Source organism: Bradyrhizobium sp. Kon69 (assembly GCF_055807515.1).
Window position 1 is genome coordinate 165,917 of the sequence record NZ_JBVVOS010000017.1, and the last position, 17,361, is coordinate 183,277.

A 17,361-nucleotide genomic window follows, 5' to 3' on the forward strand; every position below is an offset into this window, starting at 1 on the left:
GGCCCCGGGCGTCGGCTTCGCCCGGCGTTTTGTGCCTTACTCATCCAGCGTGAAGCCGACCCGCAGCGTCACCTGGTAGTGGCGCACGGCACCGTTCTCGATATGGCCGCGCGTTTGCACCACCTCGAACCATTTCATCTCGCGAACGGTCTTGGCGGCCCGGCTGACCGCGTTCTTGATCGCCTCCTCGATCGATGTCTCGGACGAACCGACCAGTTCCAGAATCTTGTAGACGTGATCCGTCTCGCTTGTGGCCATGACTATTCTCCCCTTGTGCTGTGGCGGGGCCGGATATGTCTGTCGCGGACAACCGGCGTCCGCGCGACATCCGGCCTCGACTCTGAACGGATGCCGGCGCTTCGAGTTCCGTCCCCGAGGGAGACCCGCCGGTCGCCTGCCGCGCGCGGTGCTCCATTTTTTATAAGTGCACGAAAATCCGGATGGTGTGGGCGGGTGGCGCTCCCGAATTGGCGCGCGGTCGCGGGCCCGCTCTTGCCCGTCCCGATATGGGCGAGCTAACTTCCGCCCTTCCTCTGGCATCTTCGAAGAGCGGTGATGATCGCGCGTTGGACGAGGGGCGCTCTGGCTGCGATCGGTCTCTGCGTAGTGCCTGCGCCGGCCATCGCGCAGGACGATCTCGATGCTGCCCCGGTGAGCATGTCGCTGCAGGTCACGACCGATCCCTCCACCATCGAGTGCCGCCGGCTGGAGGAGGTCAATCCGGCCTCGCTGGTCTTCTTGCCGCTACGCCGGACCTTCAACGAGGATTTTGACGAGCATCCGCTGGCGAACGGACGCTGGGTGCCGCATTACGCCGGCGGTGCGGCCTGGCCGGAGGCGCGCTATTGGGGTGGCGACGGCTCCGACTTCAAGCGCAAGACCAGCGCCAATGGCGAGCAACAGATCTATGTCGATCCGCGCTACGCCGGGCGCGCGGCGGCGCCGCTCGGGCTCGATCCCTTCAAGGTCAAGGACGGCGTGCTGTCGATCGTCGCCAGCCGCACGCCGCCGGGCTTGAAGCCGGTGCTGTTCGACAACGAGTACATCTCCGGGATACTGACGACCCAGGGCACGTTCGCGCAGAAGCACGGCTATTTCGAGATCCGCGCCAAGGTGCCGGTCGGACACGCGGTGTGGCCGGCGTTCTGGATGCTGGCGGATGACGGCGGCTGGCCGCCGGAGGTCGACGTGCTGGAAGGCCGCGGCGAAAAGCCGGGTGATCTCGTGATGACGACCCATTGGCGGATTCCCTCGACCCAGAAGATCCAGTCCTGCGGCTTCGACTTCGCGGTCGGCGACGCTTCGAGCGCATTCCACACTTACGGCGTGCTGTGGGAGGAGGATCGCCTGGTCTATTTCATCGACCGCAGGCCGGTGTCCGACATCAAGGTGCCGATCGGTTTCGACGATCCCATGTACATGATCGTCAATCTCGCGATCGGATCGAAATTCTTTCTCGGCGTCGGTCCGGTCGACGCGGAGTCGCCGCCTACCGTCGCATTCGAGATCGACCGGATTTCCGTCTATCAGATCGACCTGGAGCAAGCGCGAAGATAGCGAAGCTCGCTGATCTCTCCCGGCGTTGAGCGGTGCAAGTCCACGATGGACTGCCGAAGGCCTGCATGCCGACGCTACGGATCCAGCTCCGTATCCCAGTAGAGGTAGTCCAGCCAGCTGTCGTGCAGATAGTTCGGTGGGAACAGGCGGCCGTTGCGGTGGAGTTGGTGCACGGTCGGCGCGAACGCGTGCTGGCGTGGAAACATCTTGGCCTGCACGGGCGTCAGATTGCCCTTGCGCAGATTGCAGGGCGAGCAGGCCGCGACCACGTTCTCCCAGGTGGTCTGGCCGCCTTTGCTGCGCGGGATAATGTGGTCGAAGGTGAGGTCTTCGGGCGAGCCGCAATATTGGCAGGCGAAACGATCGCGCAGGAAGACGTTGAATCGGGTGAAGGCAGGGTGGGTGGTCGGCTTGACGAAGGATTTGAGCGAGACGACGCTCGGTAGCTGCATTTGCAGTGTGGGGCTATGGACGGCCTGATCGTAATGCGCGACGATGTTGACGCGGTCGAGGAATACCGCCTTGATCGCGTCCTGCCACGACCACAAAGACAGTGGGTAGTAACTCAGCGGCCGGAAGTCCGCGTTCAGCACCAACACCGGCCAATGGCCTTGCGAGACATGTGCGTTCAAGTAACGCTCCTGGCCTCCAATGTACGCTGCGAAGCAGCACGTAACTGACATACTACATGCAGCGTGACGGGATTGTGAAGCCCGTTGAGCGACTTATTCCGGCACAAGCAATGCGGCCGGGGGGTGGCAAAGCGCGCAAAACGCCGTGATTTCCAGGTCCGAGGCGCTGGGGCAGCGTCGTGCTGACAGCGCGACGTGGATGTGCCGAGGCAGCTACTCCCGCACCCGCTCCAGCTTCTGCAAACATCGCGTCGCGCGCACCGCGGCTGGCATCTCCTCATCCGGAAAGCTGGTTTTCCAGTCGGTGACCCCGACCTCGCCGACATAGATGTCGCCCCTGGAATCCAGTGCAATGCCGTGCGGCGCCAGGAATTTTCCGCTCGCAACGCCCGGGCCTGCCTCGCCGCCGAGCCGCGCGATGCGGTTGCCCTTGGCGTCCACGATCGACAACCGCGGGCCGAGATTGGGCACTTTGCGGTTGACGGCCAGGCCAGGACCGAGTTCCCCGATGACGAAGGTCGGGCTCTTAGCCCCACCGCAGCAGCATAGCGCACAAGGGCGGTGCAGATTGTTCCACTGCGTCTCGTACTTGCCGTTGCCGTCGAATACCTGCACGCGGTGGTTCTCGCGGTCGGCGACATAGACAAAGCCGTCGGCATCGGTGGCGATGTTGTGCACGATGTTGAACTGGCCGGGGTCGGTGCCGGGCTCGCCCCAGCTTGTCATCAGCTTGCCATCGGGCGTGAACTTGTGCACGCGCGCATTGCCATAGCCGTCGGAGACGTAGATTTCGCCCTTCGGCGACAGCGCGGTGTGGGTGCAGCGGTGGAACGGATCGCCGCTCATGAACGGCGACGGCTTCTCGGGAATGCCGATCGTCAGCAGCACCTTGCCGTCCGTGGTGCACTTGCGCACAGTGTGGTCGCCGTCATCGGTGCAATAGAGATTGTCGTCGGCATCGATGTGCAGGCCGTGAGCGCGCGAGAACAGGCCTTCGCCCCAACTCCGGAGAAAATTGCCCTCGCGGTCCAGCACGACCATCGGATGGACCCCGCGGTTGAAGACGTAGACGCGGTCCTTGCTGTCGACCGCGACCGAAGCGACATCGGTGAGCTGCCATCCGTCCGGCAGCTTTGCGAAGTTTTCGACGACGCGGTAGCGGTGCTCGCCGGTGCCGAGAATGGCTGGCATGGGTGTTCTCCTCTTATTCGTGTCGGCGATGCGCGATCGTCTCCACACTGTCATTGCGAGCGCAGCGAAGCAATCCAGGCTGGCTCCCCGGAAAGACGCTGGATTGCTTTGCTGCGCTCGCAATGACGAGGAGGCTCAAATTGCGCCTGCCTCACGCCCCAGAATCCCTTCCTCGATCGCCTTGATCTGCAGCGCGAGATATTTCGAGTTGATCCGACATTGCGCGAGGCTGCCGGCGATGAACCAGAGGCCGGGCTGCCCAGTGCGCACGTACATGTTGCGCAGCTCGAGGCCGTCCCCAAAACCCCAGATCGGGCCGACCCGGTCGGCGACGCCGTCGCCGAACAGTTTCCGCACCAGATATTCCTGCGTCTTGTAACCGGTCGAGAGCACGATCAATTCGGCCGGAAGGACCGTGCCGTCCTTCATCCGGACGCCCTCGGTGACGAAGCTCTCGATGTCGGTAGACTGCCTGAGCTTGATCGCGCCCTCGATGATGAGGTTGGAGCAGCCGACATTGAAGTAATAGCCGCCGCCGCGGGTGAGGTATTTGAACTGCCAGCCGGTGCCGGCCTCGCCGAAATCGAGTTTGAAGCCGACGCGCCGCAATCCGTCGAGCAGCTCCTTGTCGAGCTGCTTCGACTGCTCTGTCAGCATCACATGGGTCTTCTTCGCCAGCGGCGTCGGCATCGAGGTGGCGATCAGATCATTGTCCTCGAGCGTGCCCTCATTGTAGGTGGCATAAGCGAGTTGTGCCGACGGCTCGATATTGGTGACGAGCGTGGGTGAACGCTGCACCAGCGTTACGTCGGCGCCGCTGGAGTGAAGATCCTGCGCGATGTCGTGGCCGCTATTGCCGGTGCCGATGACGATGGCGCGTTTGCCCGTCCAGGTCTCGCCGTCCTCGCAGCGGCTCGAATGCAGCAGCGTGCCCTTGAAGTTATCAAGGGTCGGAATGACAGGCACATTGGCGATGCCGCTGACGCCGGTTGCCATCACCACATGGCGCGGCTGCATGGTCCGTTTGCCACCGTCGGCGCCTCGCAATGTGACGGTCCAATTGCCATTGGCATCGTCATAGGCGCCGCCTTCGAATTCGGTGCCGGTCCAGAGTTTCAGCTCCATCGCCTCGACATAAGCCTCGAACCAGTTGGCGAGTTTGTCCTTGGGAATATAGGTCGGCCAGCTCGGAGGGAACGGCATGTAGGGCATGTGATTGACCTGCACCTGGTTGTGCAGGGTCAGCGCGTGGTAGCGCTTGCGCCAATTGTCCCCGATCCGTGCCTCGCGATCGACGGTCAGCGTGTCGATCTTCAACTGCTTCAGCCGCGCCGCAATCGCGAGCCCGGCCTGGCCGCCGCCGACCACCAGCACGGCGGGATCGCGATCGGCGTAGTCGCGCGAGGCGTTGCGCAGGTCGAGCCAATTCGGTCCACGGAAGTCGCGCGAATAGGCCTGGCCGCGCGGCCGCGAGGTGCCGAGCTGCTCCTCGAAGCCCTTGAGCTCGTCGAGCGCGGTGAGGAGCGTCCACGCTTTCAGGCGGTCGCCGTCGGTGACGTCGGGGACAAGCCTGACGATGCCGCTGCCGCGCCCCAGTGCGGTTTCGAAACTGAAGATGGCTTCGATCGTGTTGGTTCCGGCACGCGTCACCCAGCGCGGCGGCGCGCGGTGCGGCGCGATCTTGAAGCTGCCCGGCGAGGCCTTTGCCGCGAGCGTTGTCAGCTCCCGCCTGATCAAGTCGCCGCCGGCGATCGTTTGCAGGTTCCAGCTGAGCGCCAGCACGTCGCGCCAATAGCTGTCGGCGAGGAAAAGACGATCCAACCCAGCGCCATCGGGTGCGCCAAGCGTGCGCTCAAATTCGTCGAGCCAGGTTTGCGCGGATGCGGCAATATCCTTCGTCCTGTCCAGCATGCGCGACCTCGTGCCGTCTTCGCGGCGTTTCCTCTAGGGTCGAAAGCTATACTGTTTCGCAGCCGGCCAATAGCCGATTACCCGAGCAGTGAGAACATGTGCCCCTGCTTCAGCGGAATGCGCCCGTTGAGAGAGACCTGCGGCACCCTCATGGTGTTCGAGGAGGGCACGCGAAAAAGGCTCCACCTTGGTGGAGCCTCCCTCGCGCTCTTGGCATTCACAGCCGCTCGCGTAGCGGCGAGCGGAACATCCCTACCTACCCCGCACCCCAGTGCCGTACAGCTCGCGCTCACGGCCGACATCGTCAGGCGACAAGGGCGGGCTTGCGGCATCGAAGCCGTTCCAGCCGGACTTCTGCCAGGCGGTGCTGCGTTCCTGCAGGTTCACGGCCTTCTCGTGCAAAAGGGCATCGAGACGTGTGCGGTCCTGGTCGGGTACCCGCGCCGATACCAGCGTTCCGCCGCGACGGACGCCTTCCGCGTAGCGCGACGCATCGTCCTTGGAGACGCCAGCTTCGGTCAGCGCGCCAACGATGCCGCCCGTCGCGGCGCCGGCCGCGGCACCAACTGCGGTCGAAGCCAGCCATCCGGCGGCAACCACCGGTCCGAGTCCCGGAATAGCCAGCAAGCCGAGTCCTGCAAGCAGGCCCGCCGCGCTGCCGAGGCCAGCGCCGATCCCGGCGCCCGTGCCGGCACCTTCGGCGCGATCGTCGACGCCGTCGCGATCGCGGTCGACCTTGCCGGTGGAGGAGCCGTACCAATTATCGGAATTGTTCGCGACGATGCTGATGTCGGAGTGCGGCACGCCCGCGGCCTCCAGACGCCTGACCGCACGTTCCGCATCCGAATAGGTGTCATAAAGTCGAGAAATGGTGGTGGTCATGTTTTATCCTCCTTACTTGGCGGGGTTCACGTTGCCCTGGAAATCGACGCTCACGTCCGCCTTGGTCCCGGCCTTGTCGGCCTTGCCGCGCCAGACGCCATTGTCGTCCTTTTGCAGGCCGGAAACATTGGAATAGCCCGCGCCCTCGATCTTCGACTTCGCCTGTCCCTCGGTGAAGCTGTTGCGGCCTGCGACGGGTGCGTTTGAGTTGTTATGATCAGAGCTGTTGACGGCGTTGTTGCCCGGGCCGCTTTGTGCCTTTTGCGACTGCGCGCTTACGGGCATTGATCCGAGCAGCAGGACAGCCGCAGCGAGCGAAATTAGACGTGACATAGTTTATCCTCCGGCAGTGATTGTGCCGGTCGACAACAGACGAGATTCGAATTGGTTGCGGTTGCTCGGAAATCGAAGCGCGTGGATTCAACGTTCGCGAATTCTCAAGACTCCAGGAACGATTGCCGCTCTTTCCCGTTTATGCAGACTGCACTTTTGCCTGAGAAGTTCGTATTTCGAAAAGCTCGGCTGCATCGATCATGGGCCAAAGTGAGCTCCCGGCTCACGTGGCCCAATAGGACTCCCGCAGCTTGCGTTTGAAAATCTTTCCCGTTGCCTCGCGGGGCAGCGCGTCGCGGAATTCGACGTCCTTGGGCACCTTGAAATTGGCAAGCCGCTCGCGCAGGAACGATCGGACAGCGTCGGCCGAGAGCTCGGCATCCGCTTCAGGCTCGACAAAGGCGCACAGCCGTTCGCCGAATTCCGCGTCGGGGATGCCGAACACGGCACAGTCGCGCACGCCGGGCATTCCGATCAGCACGTTCTCGATCTCGGCGGGATAGATGTTGACGCCGCCGGAGATCACCATGTCGCGCTTGCGATCGCACAGGAACAGATAGCCGTCCGCGTCGAGGTAACCGACATCACCGACGCTGACGAGGCCGTCACGGCCGGCCTCGGCCCTTGCCTGCGACCTGCCGTGATAGTCGAAATCGGGCACCGCCGTCTGGCGCATGTAGATTTCGCCGACTTCGTTGGCACTGCAGGGGCTGCCGTCATCGCGGAAGATCCTGACGATGCCGCCTTCGATGGCGCGGCCGACCGTGCCGGGCTTCTTCAGTGCTTCCTCGGCCGAGTGCCACACCGGGATCCCGGTCTCCGTGGAGCCGAAATATTCGTTGATGACCGGTCCCCACCAGTCGATCATGGCGCGCTTGACGTCCGGCGGGCAGGGCGCGGCGCCGTGCACGACGAAGCGCAGCGACGACAGGTCGTAACGCTGCCTGACCGCTTCGGGCAACCGCAGCAGCCGGACGAACATGGTCGGTACCATGTGAATGTGCGTGACGCGGTGGCGCTCGATCAGCGCCAGCAGCTCCTCGGCATCGAACCGCGCCTGGAGGATGATGGTGCAAGCGCTGCGGAACGCCAGCATGCCGTAGGAATGCGGCGCCGAGTGATACATCGGGCCGTTGATCAGCACGATTTGGTCTTCCCGCGGCTTGATGCCATAGGCGATCCCGCCCACGCGTTCGGAAGCGGCCGCCTGTTCGGGCTGCATCGGCATGCGCCGCACGCCCTTCGGCATGCCCGTGGTGCCCGATGTATAGATCATCGCTGCGGCCCGCCGCGGCGGCTCCTGCGCTTGCGGATGGTCGTCGCGCCAGCGGTCCCAATCGGTCAGTCCCGCCGGGATCTCGGTCAGCTCCCGAGGGATCGAGAAGGTCGCTGCGAGTTCGGGCGGGGTCGCGACGACCAGGAGAACGACATCCGCCGGTATGCCGTCGCGGATCTGCGGCAGCAAATCGGCATGGCAGACCAGGATCTTCGCCCCGCTGTCGGCCAGGATGTAACGGACCTCCTCGGCTTTCAGATGCCAGTTGATCGGCACCACCGGACTTCCCAGCGCGGCCGAGGCCGCAACCACCTCGAACAGAGCGGAATCGTTGCGCAGCATCATCGCGACCGGCGCTGCCTCCGCAAGCCCGAGGGCGCGGAAGCCGCTCATCGCCCGCCTGATCCGGGCCCGGATGTCGTCATAGCTGATCTGGCGTTCGCCGCTGATGATCATGGCGTCTCCTCATCCCGCTCGTCTAGCGGTCATCCAGCACGTCGCCGAACCCGACCCAGCTCTTGCCGTTAAAACGCCGGAGCTGAAGCTGCTGGAACGGCAGATAGTCGTCGGGGCCGGTCGCAACAGTCATTCCCGGCAGCAGCAGCGGCAGCTTCACATCCTTCAGCGAGGCCGCCTGGCGCATGATGTTGTCGCGGCTGACATCATCCTTGCACGCCTTCAGTACCGTCATCAGCAGCGTGGCATAGTGATAGCCCGCGGCGTAGTTGGAGTTGGAGAGGTCCGCGGTCGGCATGTAGCGTTTCATGAAGGCGAAATATTCCTTCACGCCGGGATCGTCGGCCCATTGCGGGTCCATCGTGTCCTTCTGGTTGCTCGACGAGATCAGACCAACGGCGTTGTCGAGGCCCGCCGGCTCCAGAAACGAGATCGAGGACGCCGAGGTCGGCACGAAAAACAGCTCCGGCTTCCAGCCGATCTCGGCCACGCCCTTGACCATCTGCGAGGTGAACTTGCCGAGCACGACGCCGAACAGCACGTTGGCGCCCGACGCCTTCAGCGTCGAGAGCTGCGAACTGATCGTCGGCGCACTGGTCTCGTAGCTTGCTTCCGCGACGATCATGCCGGCCGCCTTGGTCCCGAGAGCGCGCTTGAACCCCGCGACATAGTCGCGGCCGAAATCGTCGTTCTGCGACAGGATCGCGATCTTGGCGTCGGGCTTGGCCTGCAAAATGTATTTGGCATAGACCACGCCCTCGGATTCGTAGGCCGCCATGCCCGGCATGGTCCACGGGTTCTTCTGCGGATCGGCCCATTTGGTGGCGCCGGAGAGCACGAACAGCTGCGGCACCTTCTTGGCGTTGAGATAGCGCTGCACGGCGCTGTTGGTGGCGGTGCCGAGCGAGCCGAACATCATCAGCACCTCCTCTTGCTCCACCAGCTTGCGGGTCTGCTCAACGGTCTTCGGCGGCGAGTAGGCGTCGTCCAGCGTGATGAACTTGACCTTGCGGCCGTTGATGCCGCCTTCGGCATTGACCTTCTCGAAGAACGCTTCCTGCGTCCGTCCGATCGCGCCAAAGCCAGAGGCCGGACCGCTGTAGGGCAGGGTCTGCCCGATGCGAATCTCGTCGCTGCCTTCGGCATGGGCACTGCCGCCGGCGAGCGTCAGCAACGACATGCCGATCAGTGCGGCTGCCAGCTTCATGGTATCCTCCCGTTTTATTTATTGTCGGTCCGAGCCCTTAGGCGCTGGCGCGCATCAGGAAATCCTGTCGGGCCCGGTCGAACTCCCGTTTCATCCGATCGACGAGCTCGGCGACCGGCGGCGCGTCTGCGATCTGGCCGATACCCTGGCCCGAGCCCCAGATGTCGCGCCACGCCTTGGACTTCATGTTGCCGCCGGAGCCGAAGTTCATCTTCGTCTTGTCGGCGGCCGGCAGGTTGTCCGGATCGAGCCCGGCCGCGGCGATCGAAGGCCCGAGATAGTTGCCGTGCACGCCGGTGAAGAGGTTGGTGTAGACGATGTCGTGTGCGGCGTGCTGTGTCAGGGCGGACTTGTAGGCTTCGTCGGCATTGGCTTCCTTCGTCGCGATGAAGCGCGTGCCCATATAAGCGAGGTCGGCGCCCAGCGTCAGCGCGGAGGCGATTGCGAAGCCGTCGCTGATTGCGCCCGACAGCAGGATCGCGCCGTCGAACCATTGCTTGACCTCGCGTACCAGTGCGAAAGGCGAGAGCGTTCCCGCATGTCCTCCAGCGCCTGCGCAGACCAGGATCAGGCCGTCGACACCTTGCTCGGCGGCCTTGCGCGCGTGCTTGACGTTGATGACGTCGTGGAACACGAGGCCGCCGTAGGAATGTGCGGCCTCGACGAGTTCGGCGGGCGGTCGCAGCGAGGTGATGATGATGGGCGCCCTGTGCTTCACACAGATCTCCATGTCCTTCATCAGTCGGTCGTTGGAGGCGTGGCAGATCTGGTTGACGGCGTAGGGTGCGACCTTCTTGCCGGGATTGAGCGATTTGTATTCGCCGAGTTCGTCCTCGATGCGGCTCAGCCACTCGTCGAGCTTTTCCACCGGACGGGCATTGAGCGCCGGAAACGAGCCGACGATACCGGCCTTGCACTGGGCGATCACCAGTTCCGGGCCCGAGACGAGGAAGAGCGGCGAGCCGACCACGGGCAGCTCGAGCGAATCCTTCAAGAGAGCGGGCAGTGCCATGATGTCCTCCCGGAAACGCAGTCCGCCGGCAGGCGGATGACGAGGCGTTTCCCTGTTGATTGTGCGGGCGAGTTGCCGCCCATGGTTCATTTCACACCATTATAGGGGTTGGAGTGCGGCGTCCCATCGTTCAATATTGAACGTATGACTATTCAGATTTGAACAGAGGCTGCCGATGGACTGGGACCTTTGCAAGACCTTCGTCGCGGTCGCCGATACCGGCAGCTTCACCGGCGCGGCGCGCCGGCTGCACAGCAGCCATCCCACCGTCAGCCGCAAGATCGCGGCGCTGGAAGCCCAGCTCGGTACCAGGCTGGTGGCGCGCGCCGCCGACGGCCTGGCGCTGACCGCGGATGGCCGGACGCTGCGCGAGCACGCCGAGGCGATGGCGGCGGCCGCGCTGAGGGCCGAGACGGCAGTCTCGGCCGGAGGGCATAAGGCGCGCGGGACCGTCAAGCTGTCGATCGGCGCGACACTGGCGTCGCATTGGCTGATGCCGTGCCTGCCTGCTTTCCTGCGCGCGCATGATCACGTCCAGCTCGAGATCATCACCCATCCGTTTCCGGCGAGCGTGCGCCGGCGCGAGGCGGACGTGGTGCTGCGGCCCTTCGACAGCGGCGAGGAAAATCTGGTCGGCCGCAACATCGGCCGTCTCGGCACCGGGTTCTACGCCTCGCGGGACTACGCCGGCGGGCGGTCCTTGCCGGAACGGCGCGGCGAGTGGAAGGGGCACAGCGTCATCGGTTTCGCCGATCAGACCTCCAACGTCCAGCTTGCACGCTGGAGCGACGTCGTCACGCGTCAGGCCAGGGTCGTGATGCGCTGCTCGTCCCAGGGCGACATGCTGGCGGCAGTCCGCGCCGGACTCGGAATCTCCGCCCTGTCGTGCTTTGTCGCCGAAACCTATCCCGATCTCGTGCGCGTGGCGCCGCAGAAGCTCGCCAGCGTGGCGGACCTGTGGCTGCTTGCCCATCCCGACCTTGTCGAACTGCCGGCGGTGCGGGCCGTGGTCGACTTCGTCGCCGATTGCGCCCGGACCGATCGCGTTAGGTTGCGGGGCTAAGCTGGTCCCGCAATGACGCCTTCGCGTTTTTTCACCGCGCGATAATAGCTCCACCACAGATGCGCGGCCGCGCCGCGCAGGGGACGCCAGGGTTCGGCGAGCGGCGCCATCTGCTTCTCCGTCGGCCGCGCCTGCAAGCCGAGCCCGATGCGGATGCCTTCCTGCACGGCGAGGTCGCCGGCCGGCCAGGCGTCGCCATGGCCTAGACAAAACAGCAGATAGACGTCCGCGGTCCACGGTCCGATGCCGGGCTGCGCGATCAGCGTGTGATGCGCGGCATCGGCGTCTTCTTCTGCGAGCACGTCGAGGTTCAGCCGCTGTGCGGTGATCTCGCGCGCTAGATGTTTCAGCGTCTTGATCTTGGCGGCGGACAGGCCGAGCCGCCCCAGCCGGTCGGTGCGGGCGCGGCGGATCGCCTCGTGGTCGAACGGATCGAACGCGGCGGACAGCCGTCCCCAGATCGCTGCGGCGCTTGCTGTGGAGAGCTGCTGCCCGCAGACGATATGGGCAAGCCCCGCAAAGCCCGGCTCGCGCCGCCGCAATGCCGGCATGCCGGCGATTGCGAGCACCGGCTTGAGCCGCGGATCACGCTTGACCAGCGCGTGGACGGCCTCTTCGAGATCGGATTGGGTTTCGAGGTGGATGGTCATGACGTCATCGACTCGCCGCGATGCGGATTGTTCGTCCTGTGGACGGCTTGGGACGATAAGATTAAGACCATACTATCGGAATCCCGGAAGCGTTCGATGAATTTGAGAAGTATTCCTGTGGAGATGGACGGCGGAAAAGTCGCACTGATCGATGCCATGCTGGACCGCGTCGTTGACGAACATCGCGTCTTCCTTCCGCTCGCGATCGAAAGCGGAAGTCGAGCCTGGGGATTCGCCTCGCCTGACAGCGACTATGACTGCCGCTTTGTCTATGTGCGCCGCGCTTTCGATCACATTACGCCGTGGGTTAGCCGTGACGTCATCGAGCTTCCGTTCGAAGGAGATCTCGATGCGAATGGTTGGGACTTGCGCAAGGCGCTCCAGCTCCTGTTGAAGGGTAATGCGGTGATCTTGGAGTGGCTATGCTCGCCCGTCGTTTACCGGGGACAGGCCTGGTTTCGTGATGACTTCCTGGCGTTTGCCAGAGGGGTCGCGAGCCGCGAAGCCGTCTGCCGTCATTATCTTCATCTTGGCGAGCGGCAGCGGCGAGTCTATTTCGGCGACGGGACCAGCGTTGCGCAAAAGAAAATCTTCTATGCCCTTCGACCCGCTGCCGCTTTGCGATGGTTGCGCATGCGTCCTGCCGAAGCGGTGGCGCCGATGCATTTCCCGACCCTCATGGAGGAATGCGACCCGCCGAGTGAACTGAAATTGGAAGTCATGGAACTCATGGCCCGGAAGTCGATTACGCACGAGCTCGGCTCGGCACCTCTGCCGCCGATCGTGGCCAACTTCCTAGATACGGAGTTCGAGCTTGCTCGCGGTCTCTTCGAGGGTAGTGCACCAAGTGCGTCGGAAGAGATGATCATTCGGGCGGAAGAATTTTATCGCAGCGTGGTGGGGCGCCTCGAGCGGGAGAGCGGCGCCGTTGTCCCGTTCCCGCTTGTCTAATGCCGCCCGTTTTCCGATTTGCCCCGAGCCCAAACGGCTTTCTGCACCTCGGCCACGCCTATTCCGCGCTGCTCAATTTCGACCGCGCGCGAGAGACTGGCGGGCGGTTGCTGCTCCGCATTGAGGACATCGACGCGACGCGTTGCCGGCCGGAGTATGAGACAGCGATCTACGAGGACCTCGCCTGGCTCGGCGTCGCCTGGGAGACGCCGGTGCGGCGGCAGTCGGAGCATTTCGACGCGTATCGGGCGGCGCTGGACAGGCTCTCGGCGCTCGGCTTGGTCTATCCAGCCTTCGAAAGCCGCGCCGAGATCGCAAGGCTGGTTACGGCGCGCGAGGCGGATGGGCCGTGGCCGCGCGATCCCGACGGTGCGCCGCTCTATCCCTGCGACGCCAGATCGCTGTCCGCCGACGAGCGAGACCGCCTCATCGACACCGGTGCGCCTTATGCGCTTCGGCTCGACATGGCGGCCGCCTGTCGCCGCGCCGCCGGCCTGAGCTGGAACGAACTGGGCGAGGGGCCCGATGGTGAGCGTGGTGTCGTTCCGGCGCGGCCAGAAGCCTGGGGCGATGTCATTGTGGCCCGCAAGGAGACGCCGACCAGTTACCATCTGTCCGTCGTTGTCGACGATGCGCTCCAGGACATCAGCGAGATCGTGCGGGGCCAAGACCTGTTCCACGCCACTTCGGTCCACCGTTTGCTCCAGGTTCTGCTCCGCCTGCCGGAACCCGTCTACCGCCACCATGGGCTAGTTCGCGACCAGGGTGGCCGGAAACTGTCGAAATCAACCAGCTCGACCGGCCTTCGTGAACTGCGCGCTGCCGGCGCCACGCCGGCCGGTATCCGCCAGTTGGTGGGATTAGATTAAGTTTCTCTGGGGGTTAGCCAAACGCCGCCGTGACTCCGGGTGTTCCGCCGTGCCATGCTCACCTGACGGCCCGGGGTTCGAAGGGGATACTTCGAAGGGGAGTTATGGCGGCGAAAACGCGCGCAGCGCGCACTACGGGGACGTCCAAGCGAGTGGCTCGCAAGCGCTCCGGGCCGACTGCCCGGTTGCGCAAGCGCAGCACCAAGCGGGTCGAGCCGGACGTCGTCCAGGCCGCGCTTGCCGCCTTTGCCCATGAGGTCCGCACCCCCCTGACCGGCATTCTCGCGATCAGCGACCTGCTCGCGACGTCGGATCTCGGGGAACGGGAAAGACGCTGGGCCGACACGATCAAGGCCGGGGCCGAGCACCTGGCGAACCTTGCCACCCTGTTCGTCGATGCCGCCCGAAGTGGCAAGGGGACTGGGAAGACGGTCGGGGGTGGAAGCTCGCTGCGGCAGGATTTGTTCGACCTGCGGACGCTCGCCCGCAACGCCGGCGATTCGCTGGCCGGTCGCGCCGCGGCCAAGGGTCTCCAGGCCGAGGTCAATATCTCGGAGAAGCTGCCGGGGCTGGTGGTCGGTGATCCCGTCCGCCTGCGCGCGGCGCTCGAGAACCTGATCGACAATGCCGTGAAGTTCACCGAGCACGGCGGCGTGGCGCTCACGGTCGCGCCTTGGCGTTCCGGCAAGAGCAACACCAAGAGCAAAGGCAAAGCAAAGAACAAAGGCAGCGTCGGTGTCGCCTTCGCGGTGTCCGACAGCGGCATCGGCCTCACCATGGCCGAGATCAAGCGGCTGTTCCGGCCGTTTACCCAGGCCAATGTCACCATTGCCTCGCGCTTCGGCGGCGCCGGCCTCGGCCTGTCCTCGGTGAAGCAACTGGCGCGCGCGATGGGCGGTGACATCACGGTCGCCCCTCGGCCCGGCGGCGGCGCCACCTTTACGTTGACGGTGTCGGTGGATGCCACGGGATCGGGCAAGTCCCGCAAGTCGAAGGGCGAAGCCGAGATGGATGCGGTCCCGGCGCTGCGCTTGCTCAGCGTCGAGGACAATCCGTTCGGCCGCGTCGTGCTCAACACCATCCTGACCGAGCTCGGTCATCATGCCGAGTTCATCGGGCGCGGCGAGGACGCGGTGAACCGGCTCGCGCAGGGCGCCTTCGACGCGGTGCTGATGGATATGGTGCTGCCGGGCATCAATGGCGTCGAGGCGATCAGGCGGATCCGCACCATGGCGACGCCGCTGGCTCAGATCCCCATCATCGGGGTGTCCGGCCGCGGCGAAGACGAAGTCGCCTCACGCGAGGCCGGCGCCGACGCCTTTTTGGTCAAGCCTGTGTCTCCGCGGGCGCTAGCGACTGCGCTGCTTGCAGCGACACGCCGTGAGGAAGCCGCGACTTGATGATCGCGGCGTTGAGCTCGCCGCCGAAAACGAAGATCGCCGCGATGAAGTACAGGAACACCAGCGCGATGATCACCGAGGCGAGCCCCGCATACATCGTCACGTAATTGTTGGCGAAGCGCGCCAGATATTGCCCGAACACGATGCCCGAGATCAGCGACGCTACGATGGTGAAGACGATGCCGGGCAGGATCTGGAGGAACCGGCGCCGTCCCGCCGGCAGCCAAGTATGCAGGATGATCAGCGCCACCACCAACGCGCCGACGGTGATGCCGTAGCGCAGCCAGGTGAGGATCCTCTCGTTGGATTCAACGAACAGGGGGATGTGGGCGCGCGCGGCCTCGATGAGCAGCGGCCCGAGCACGATGAGGAATGCCATGGCGAGCGCGGTGAAGGCCGCAATCAGCGTGTAGGCGATCGATTCCAGCCGTAGCCAGTACCAAGGCCGCATCTCCACGACCGCATAGGCGCGGTTCAGTGCGACCCGCAGCGCCTCGACGCCGTTGGAGGCGAAGTAGACCGACAGCACCGCGCCGATGGTGAATAGGCCGGTGCGGGTCGTGGTCAGCACGTCGTGGACTTCCCCCGAGATCGAATCGGCGACCTGCTTGGGCCAGACCTGGAGCATCAGGCTTGCGGCCTGGTCCGCGAGTTCCTTGGAGCCGAAGAAGCCGGCGAGCGAGGTCAGCACGATCAGGAACGGGAACAGCGCCATCAGCGTCGACAGAGCGATGTGGCTCGCGATCGCCCAGCCATCGTCGGCCAGGAACGTGTAAAACGCGTCCATCGCGACGACGTAGATGGCACGGATTGCCTTCACGCACCACCTGCACTGCAGTTGTCGTTTCCGCTTCCCGCGCGGGGGAAACGCATTCCGACCTCTCGCCGCAGGCGGGGAGAGGTGAAGAGGATGGGCAATTCGCGCAAATCGGAAATCATCCAGCTAGCTTCTGATATTATTGGCTTAAAAGCCAGATCGGGAACGCCATGGCGGACCGGCGCGGAGGATGTTATTTACCCTCGAATGGCATCTCTTCTGAGTACTTTCATCCTGCCGATCGCGGTCGGCGCCGTGGCGTTGGTGCTGCTGCTAGGTCTCATCAACATGATGCGCGGCGGCTCGCCCAGCACCTCGCAGAAGCTGATGCGCTGGCGCGTGCTGCTTCAGTTCGTGGCGATCGTCATCGCGATGGTCGCCGTGTGGGCGATGGGGCGTTAACATGGTCGTGCTCAACCGCATCTATACGAAAACCGGTGACGACGGCACGACAGCGCTCGGCTCGGGCGAGCGCCGGCCGAAATACGATCTGCGCATCGAGGCCTATGGCACGGTCGACGAGACCAATGCCGCGATCGGCGTGGTCCGGCTTCACACCAGGGATGCACCCGAGCTCGATGCGATGCTTGGCCGCATCCAGAACGATCTGTTCGACCTCGGCGCGGACCTCGCGGTGCCCGAACGTGAGGGCAAGGCGGAGCGGCTACGGGTGGTGGCGAGCCAGGTCGAGCGGCTTGAGCGCGACATCGACGCGCTCAACGACAAGCTCGCGCCGCTGACCTCCTTCGTGCTGCCGGGCGGAACACCGGCCGCCGCCTACCTCCATGTCGCCCGTACGATTTGCCGCAGGGCGGAACGCATAATGGTGGAACTGGCGGCCCGGCCGGAAGAGCCTGTTGGTATCGCTGGCATCCAGTATATGAATCGCCTGTCAGACTTCCTGTTCGTGGCCAGCCGCGCCGCCAACGATGACGGCGCCGGCGACGTGCTCTGGGTTCCGGGCCAGAATCGCTGACCCATTAGGCGGCGCATTTCTGAGCGCCAAAATTAGACCCCTTCGCGCGTTGACCGGGCCGGATCAGGCCTTTAGGTTCCGCGCCAGTTGATAAATCCCCTCCCAGATTGAGTGAAAGAGGATCGATGAAGGTCTTGGTGCCGGTAAAGCGGGTGGTCGATTACAACGTCAAGGTCCG

General features: G+C 64.3%; 18 protein-coding genes. 7 read left to right on the forward strand and 11 right to left on the reverse strand.

The window, feature by feature from the left end:
* Window positions 1-36 precede the first annotated feature (36 nt).
* The gene (locus AC0L3U_RS23070) at window positions 37-258 is read right to left on the reverse strand and encodes a dodecin (RefSeq protein WP_456767523.1); all 222 of its coding nucleotides are present in this window, start codon (window positions 256-258) and stop codon (window positions 37-39) included.
* Window positions 259-555: 297 nt separating this feature from the next.
* On the opposite strand from AC0L3U_RS23070, the gene AC0L3U_RS23075 reads away from it, so the two are divergent.
* Window positions 556-1,557, forward strand: coding sequence for a glycoside hydrolase family 16 protein (locus AC0L3U_RS23075; protein ID WP_473363325.1), 1,002 nt, complete (start codon window positions 556-558; stop codon window positions 1,555-1,557).
* 74 nt (window positions 1,558-1,631) lie between these two features.
* Here AC0L3U_RS23075 and AC0L3U_RS23080 read toward each other — a convergent pair whose 3' ends face one another.
* From AC0L3U_RS23080 to AC0L3U_RS23115, 8 genes are all read right to left on the reverse strand, one after another.
* On the reverse strand, window positions 1,632-2,189 hold the full coding sequence (locus AC0L3U_RS23080) for an HNH endonuclease (protein WP_007597381.1): 558 nt from the start codon (window positions 2,187-2,189) through the stop codon (window positions 1,632-1,634).
* 213 nt (window positions 2,190-2,402) lie between these two features.
* The gene (locus AC0L3U_RS23085) at window positions 2,403-3,380 is read right to left on the reverse strand and encodes a peptidyl-alpha-hydroxyglycine alpha-amidating lyase family protein (RefSeq protein WP_473363326.1); all 978 of its coding nucleotides are present in this window, start codon (window positions 3,378-3,380) and stop codon (window positions 2,403-2,405) included.
* Window positions 3,381-3,515: 135 nt separating this feature from the next.
* Window positions 3,516-5,291: a flavin-containing monooxygenase gene (locus tag AC0L3U_RS23090; protein ID WP_473363327.1), complete on the reverse strand. Its 1,776-nt coding sequence runs from the start codon at window positions 5,289-5,291 to the stop codon at window positions 3,516-3,518.
* Window positions 5,292-5,543: 252 nt separating this feature from the next.
* Window positions 5,544-6,173 (reverse strand): hypothetical protein, encoded by a 630-nt coding sequence (locus tag AC0L3U_RS23095; protein ID WP_456767527.1) that lies wholly within the window; start codon window positions 6,171-6,173, stop codon window positions 5,544-5,546.
* 12 nt (window positions 6,174-6,185) lie between these two features.
* A complete protein-coding gene (locus tag AC0L3U_RS23100; RefSeq protein WP_027514171.1) occupies window positions 6,186-6,506 on the reverse strand; it encodes a PepSY domain-containing protein in 321 nt (106 codons plus the stop codon).
* 223 nt (window positions 6,507-6,729) lie between these two features.
* Entirely contained in the window at window positions 6,730-8,238 is a 1,509-nt protein-coding gene (locus AC0L3U_RS23105) for an acyl-CoA synthetase (protein WP_473363328.1), read from the reverse strand.
* Between the two features lie 22 nt (window positions 8,239-8,260).
* Window positions 8,261-9,445: an ABC transporter substrate-binding protein gene (locus tag AC0L3U_RS23110; protein ID WP_473363329.1), complete on the reverse strand. Its 1,185-nt coding sequence runs from the start codon at window positions 9,443-9,445 to the stop codon at window positions 8,261-8,263.
* Window positions 9,446-9,482: 37 nt separating this feature from the next.
* A complete protein-coding gene (locus tag AC0L3U_RS23115; protein ID WP_473363330.1) occupies window positions 9,483-10,457 on the reverse strand; it encodes an NAD(P)H-dependent flavin oxidoreductase in 975 nt (324 codons plus the stop codon).
* A 175-nt stretch (window positions 10,458-10,632) separates the two neighbouring features.
* Between AC0L3U_RS23115 and AC0L3U_RS23120 the strand changes: the two genes are divergently transcribed.
* On the forward strand, window positions 10,633-11,520 hold the full coding sequence (locus tag AC0L3U_RS23120) for a LysR family transcriptional regulator (RefSeq protein ID WP_473363331.1): 888 nt from the start codon (window positions 10,633-10,635) through the stop codon (window positions 11,518-11,520).
* Here AC0L3U_RS23120 and AC0L3U_RS23125 read toward each other — a convergent pair.
* Window positions 11,517-12,170, reverse strand: coding sequence for a DNA-3-methyladenine glycosylase family protein (locus tag AC0L3U_RS23125; RefSeq protein ID WP_473363332.1), 654 nt, complete (start codon window positions 12,168-12,170; stop codon window positions 11,517-11,519). The two genes, AC0L3U_RS23120 and AC0L3U_RS23125, sit on opposite strands and share 4 nt — an antisense overlap.
* Here AC0L3U_RS23125 and AC0L3U_RS23130 point away from each other — a divergent pair.
* The 3 genes from AC0L3U_RS23130 to AC0L3U_RS23140 all read left to right on the forward strand — a co-directional run bounded on the left by AC0L3U_RS23130 (window position 12,147) and on the right by AC0L3U_RS23140 (window position 15,390).
* The gene (locus tag AC0L3U_RS23130) at window positions 12,147-13,121 is read left to right on the forward strand and encodes a nucleotidyltransferase domain-containing protein (RefSeq protein WP_473363333.1); all 975 of its coding nucleotides are present in this window, start codon (window positions 12,147-12,149) and stop codon (window positions 13,119-13,121) included. The two genes, AC0L3U_RS23125 and AC0L3U_RS23130, sit on opposite strands and share 24 nt — an antisense overlap.
* Window positions 13,121-13,990: a tRNA glutamyl-Q(34) synthetase GluQRS gene (gene gluQRS, locus AC0L3U_RS23135; RefSeq protein WP_473363334.1), complete on the forward strand. Its 870-nt coding sequence runs from the start codon at window positions 13,121-13,123 to the stop codon at window positions 13,988-13,990. The genes AC0L3U_RS23130 and gluQRS overlap by 1 nt, the downstream gene beginning before the upstream one ends.
* Before the next feature lie 104 nt (window positions 13,991-14,094).
* A complete protein-coding gene (locus tag AC0L3U_RS23140) occupies window positions 14,095-15,390 on the forward strand; it encodes an ATP-binding protein (protein WP_473363335.1) in 1,296 nt (431 codons plus the stop codon).
* Here the strand turns inward: AC0L3U_RS23140 and AC0L3U_RS23145 are convergent.
* Window positions 15,317-16,210, reverse strand: a complete 894-nt coding sequence (locus AC0L3U_RS23145) for a YihY/virulence factor BrkB family protein (protein ID WP_473289803.1) — start codon at window positions 16,208-16,210, stop codon at window positions 15,317-15,319. The two genes, AC0L3U_RS23140 and AC0L3U_RS23145, sit on opposite strands and share 74 nt — an antisense overlap.
* 204 nt (window positions 16,211-16,414) lie before the next feature.
* Here AC0L3U_RS23145 and AC0L3U_RS23150 point away from each other — a divergent pair, with 204 nt between their 5' ends.
* Entirely contained in the window at window positions 16,415-16,609 is a 195-nt protein-coding gene (locus AC0L3U_RS23150) for a twin transmembrane helix small protein (RefSeq protein WP_247427614.1), read from the forward strand.
* A 1-nt stretch (window position 16,610) separates the two neighbouring features.
* On the forward strand, window positions 16,611-17,183 hold the full coding sequence (locus AC0L3U_RS23155) for a cob(I)yrinic acid a,c-diamide adenosyltransferase (protein ID WP_473347276.1): 573 nt from the start codon (window positions 16,611-16,613) through the stop codon (window positions 17,181-17,183).
* Window positions 17,184-17,361: the final 178 nt, after the last annotated feature.

What these genes read in the sequence shown, in the direction of transcription:
- AC0L3U_RS23070 (WP_456767523.1), bottom strand. Translation starts at nt 258, where the DNA reads ATGGCCACAAGCGAGACGGATCACGTCTACAAGATTCTGGAACTGGTC.
- AC0L3U_RS23075 (WP_473363325.1), top strand. Translation starts at nt 556, where the DNA reads ATGATCGCGCGTTGGACGAGGGGCGCTCTGGCTGCGATCGGTCTCTGC.
- AC0L3U_RS23085 (WP_473363326.1), bottom strand. Translation starts at nt 3,380, where the DNA reads ATGCCAGCCATTCTCGGCACCGGCGAGCACCGCTACCGCGTCGTCGAA.
- AC0L3U_RS23090 (WP_473363327.1), bottom strand. Translation starts at nt 5,291, where the DNA reads ATGCTGGACAGGACGAAGGATATTGCCGCATCCGCGCAAACCTGGCTC.
- AC0L3U_RS23095 (WP_456767527.1), bottom strand. Translation starts at nt 6,173, where the DNA reads ATGACCACCACCATTTCTCGACTTTATGACACCTATTCGGATGCGGAA.
- AC0L3U_RS23100 (WP_027514171.1), bottom strand. Translation starts at nt 6,506, where the DNA reads ATGTCACGTCTAATTTCGCTCGCTGCGGCTGTCCTGCTGCTCGGATCA.
- AC0L3U_RS23105 (WP_473363328.1), bottom strand. Translation starts at nt 8,238, where the DNA reads ATGATCATCAGCGGCGAACGCCAGATCAGCTATGACGACATCCGGGCC.
- AC0L3U_RS23110 (WP_473363329.1), bottom strand. Translation starts at nt 9,445, where the DNA reads ATGAAGCTGGCAGCCGCACTGATCGGCATGTCGTTGCTGACGCTCGCC.
- AC0L3U_RS23115 (WP_473363330.1), bottom strand. Translation starts at nt 10,457, where the DNA reads ATGGCACTGCCCGCTCTCTTGAAGGATTCGCTCGAGCTGCCCGTGGTC.
- AC0L3U_RS23120 (WP_473363331.1), top strand. Translation starts at nt 10,633, where the DNA reads ATGGACTGGGACCTTTGCAAGACCTTCGTCGCGGTCGCCGATACCGGC.
- AC0L3U_RS23125 (WP_473363332.1), bottom strand. Translation starts at nt 12,170, where the DNA reads ATGACCATCCACCTCGAAACCCAATCCGATCTCGAAGAGGCCGTCCAC.
- gluQRS (WP_473363334.1), top strand. Translation starts at nt 13,121, where the DNA reads ATGCCGCCCGTTTTCCGATTTGCCCCGAGCCCAAACGGCTTTCTGCAC.
- AC0L3U_RS23140 (WP_473363335.1), top strand. Translation starts at nt 14,095, where the DNA reads ATGGCGGCGAAAACGCGCGCAGCGCGCACTACGGGGACGTCCAAGCGA.
- AC0L3U_RS23150 (WP_247427614.1), top strand. Translation starts at nt 16,415, where the DNA reads ATGGCATCTCTTCTGAGTACTTTCATCCTGCCGATCGCGGTCGGCGCC.
- AC0L3U_RS23155 (WP_473347276.1), top strand. Translation starts at nt 16,611, where the DNA reads ATGGTCGTGCTCAACCGCATCTATACGAAAACCGGTGACGACGGCACG.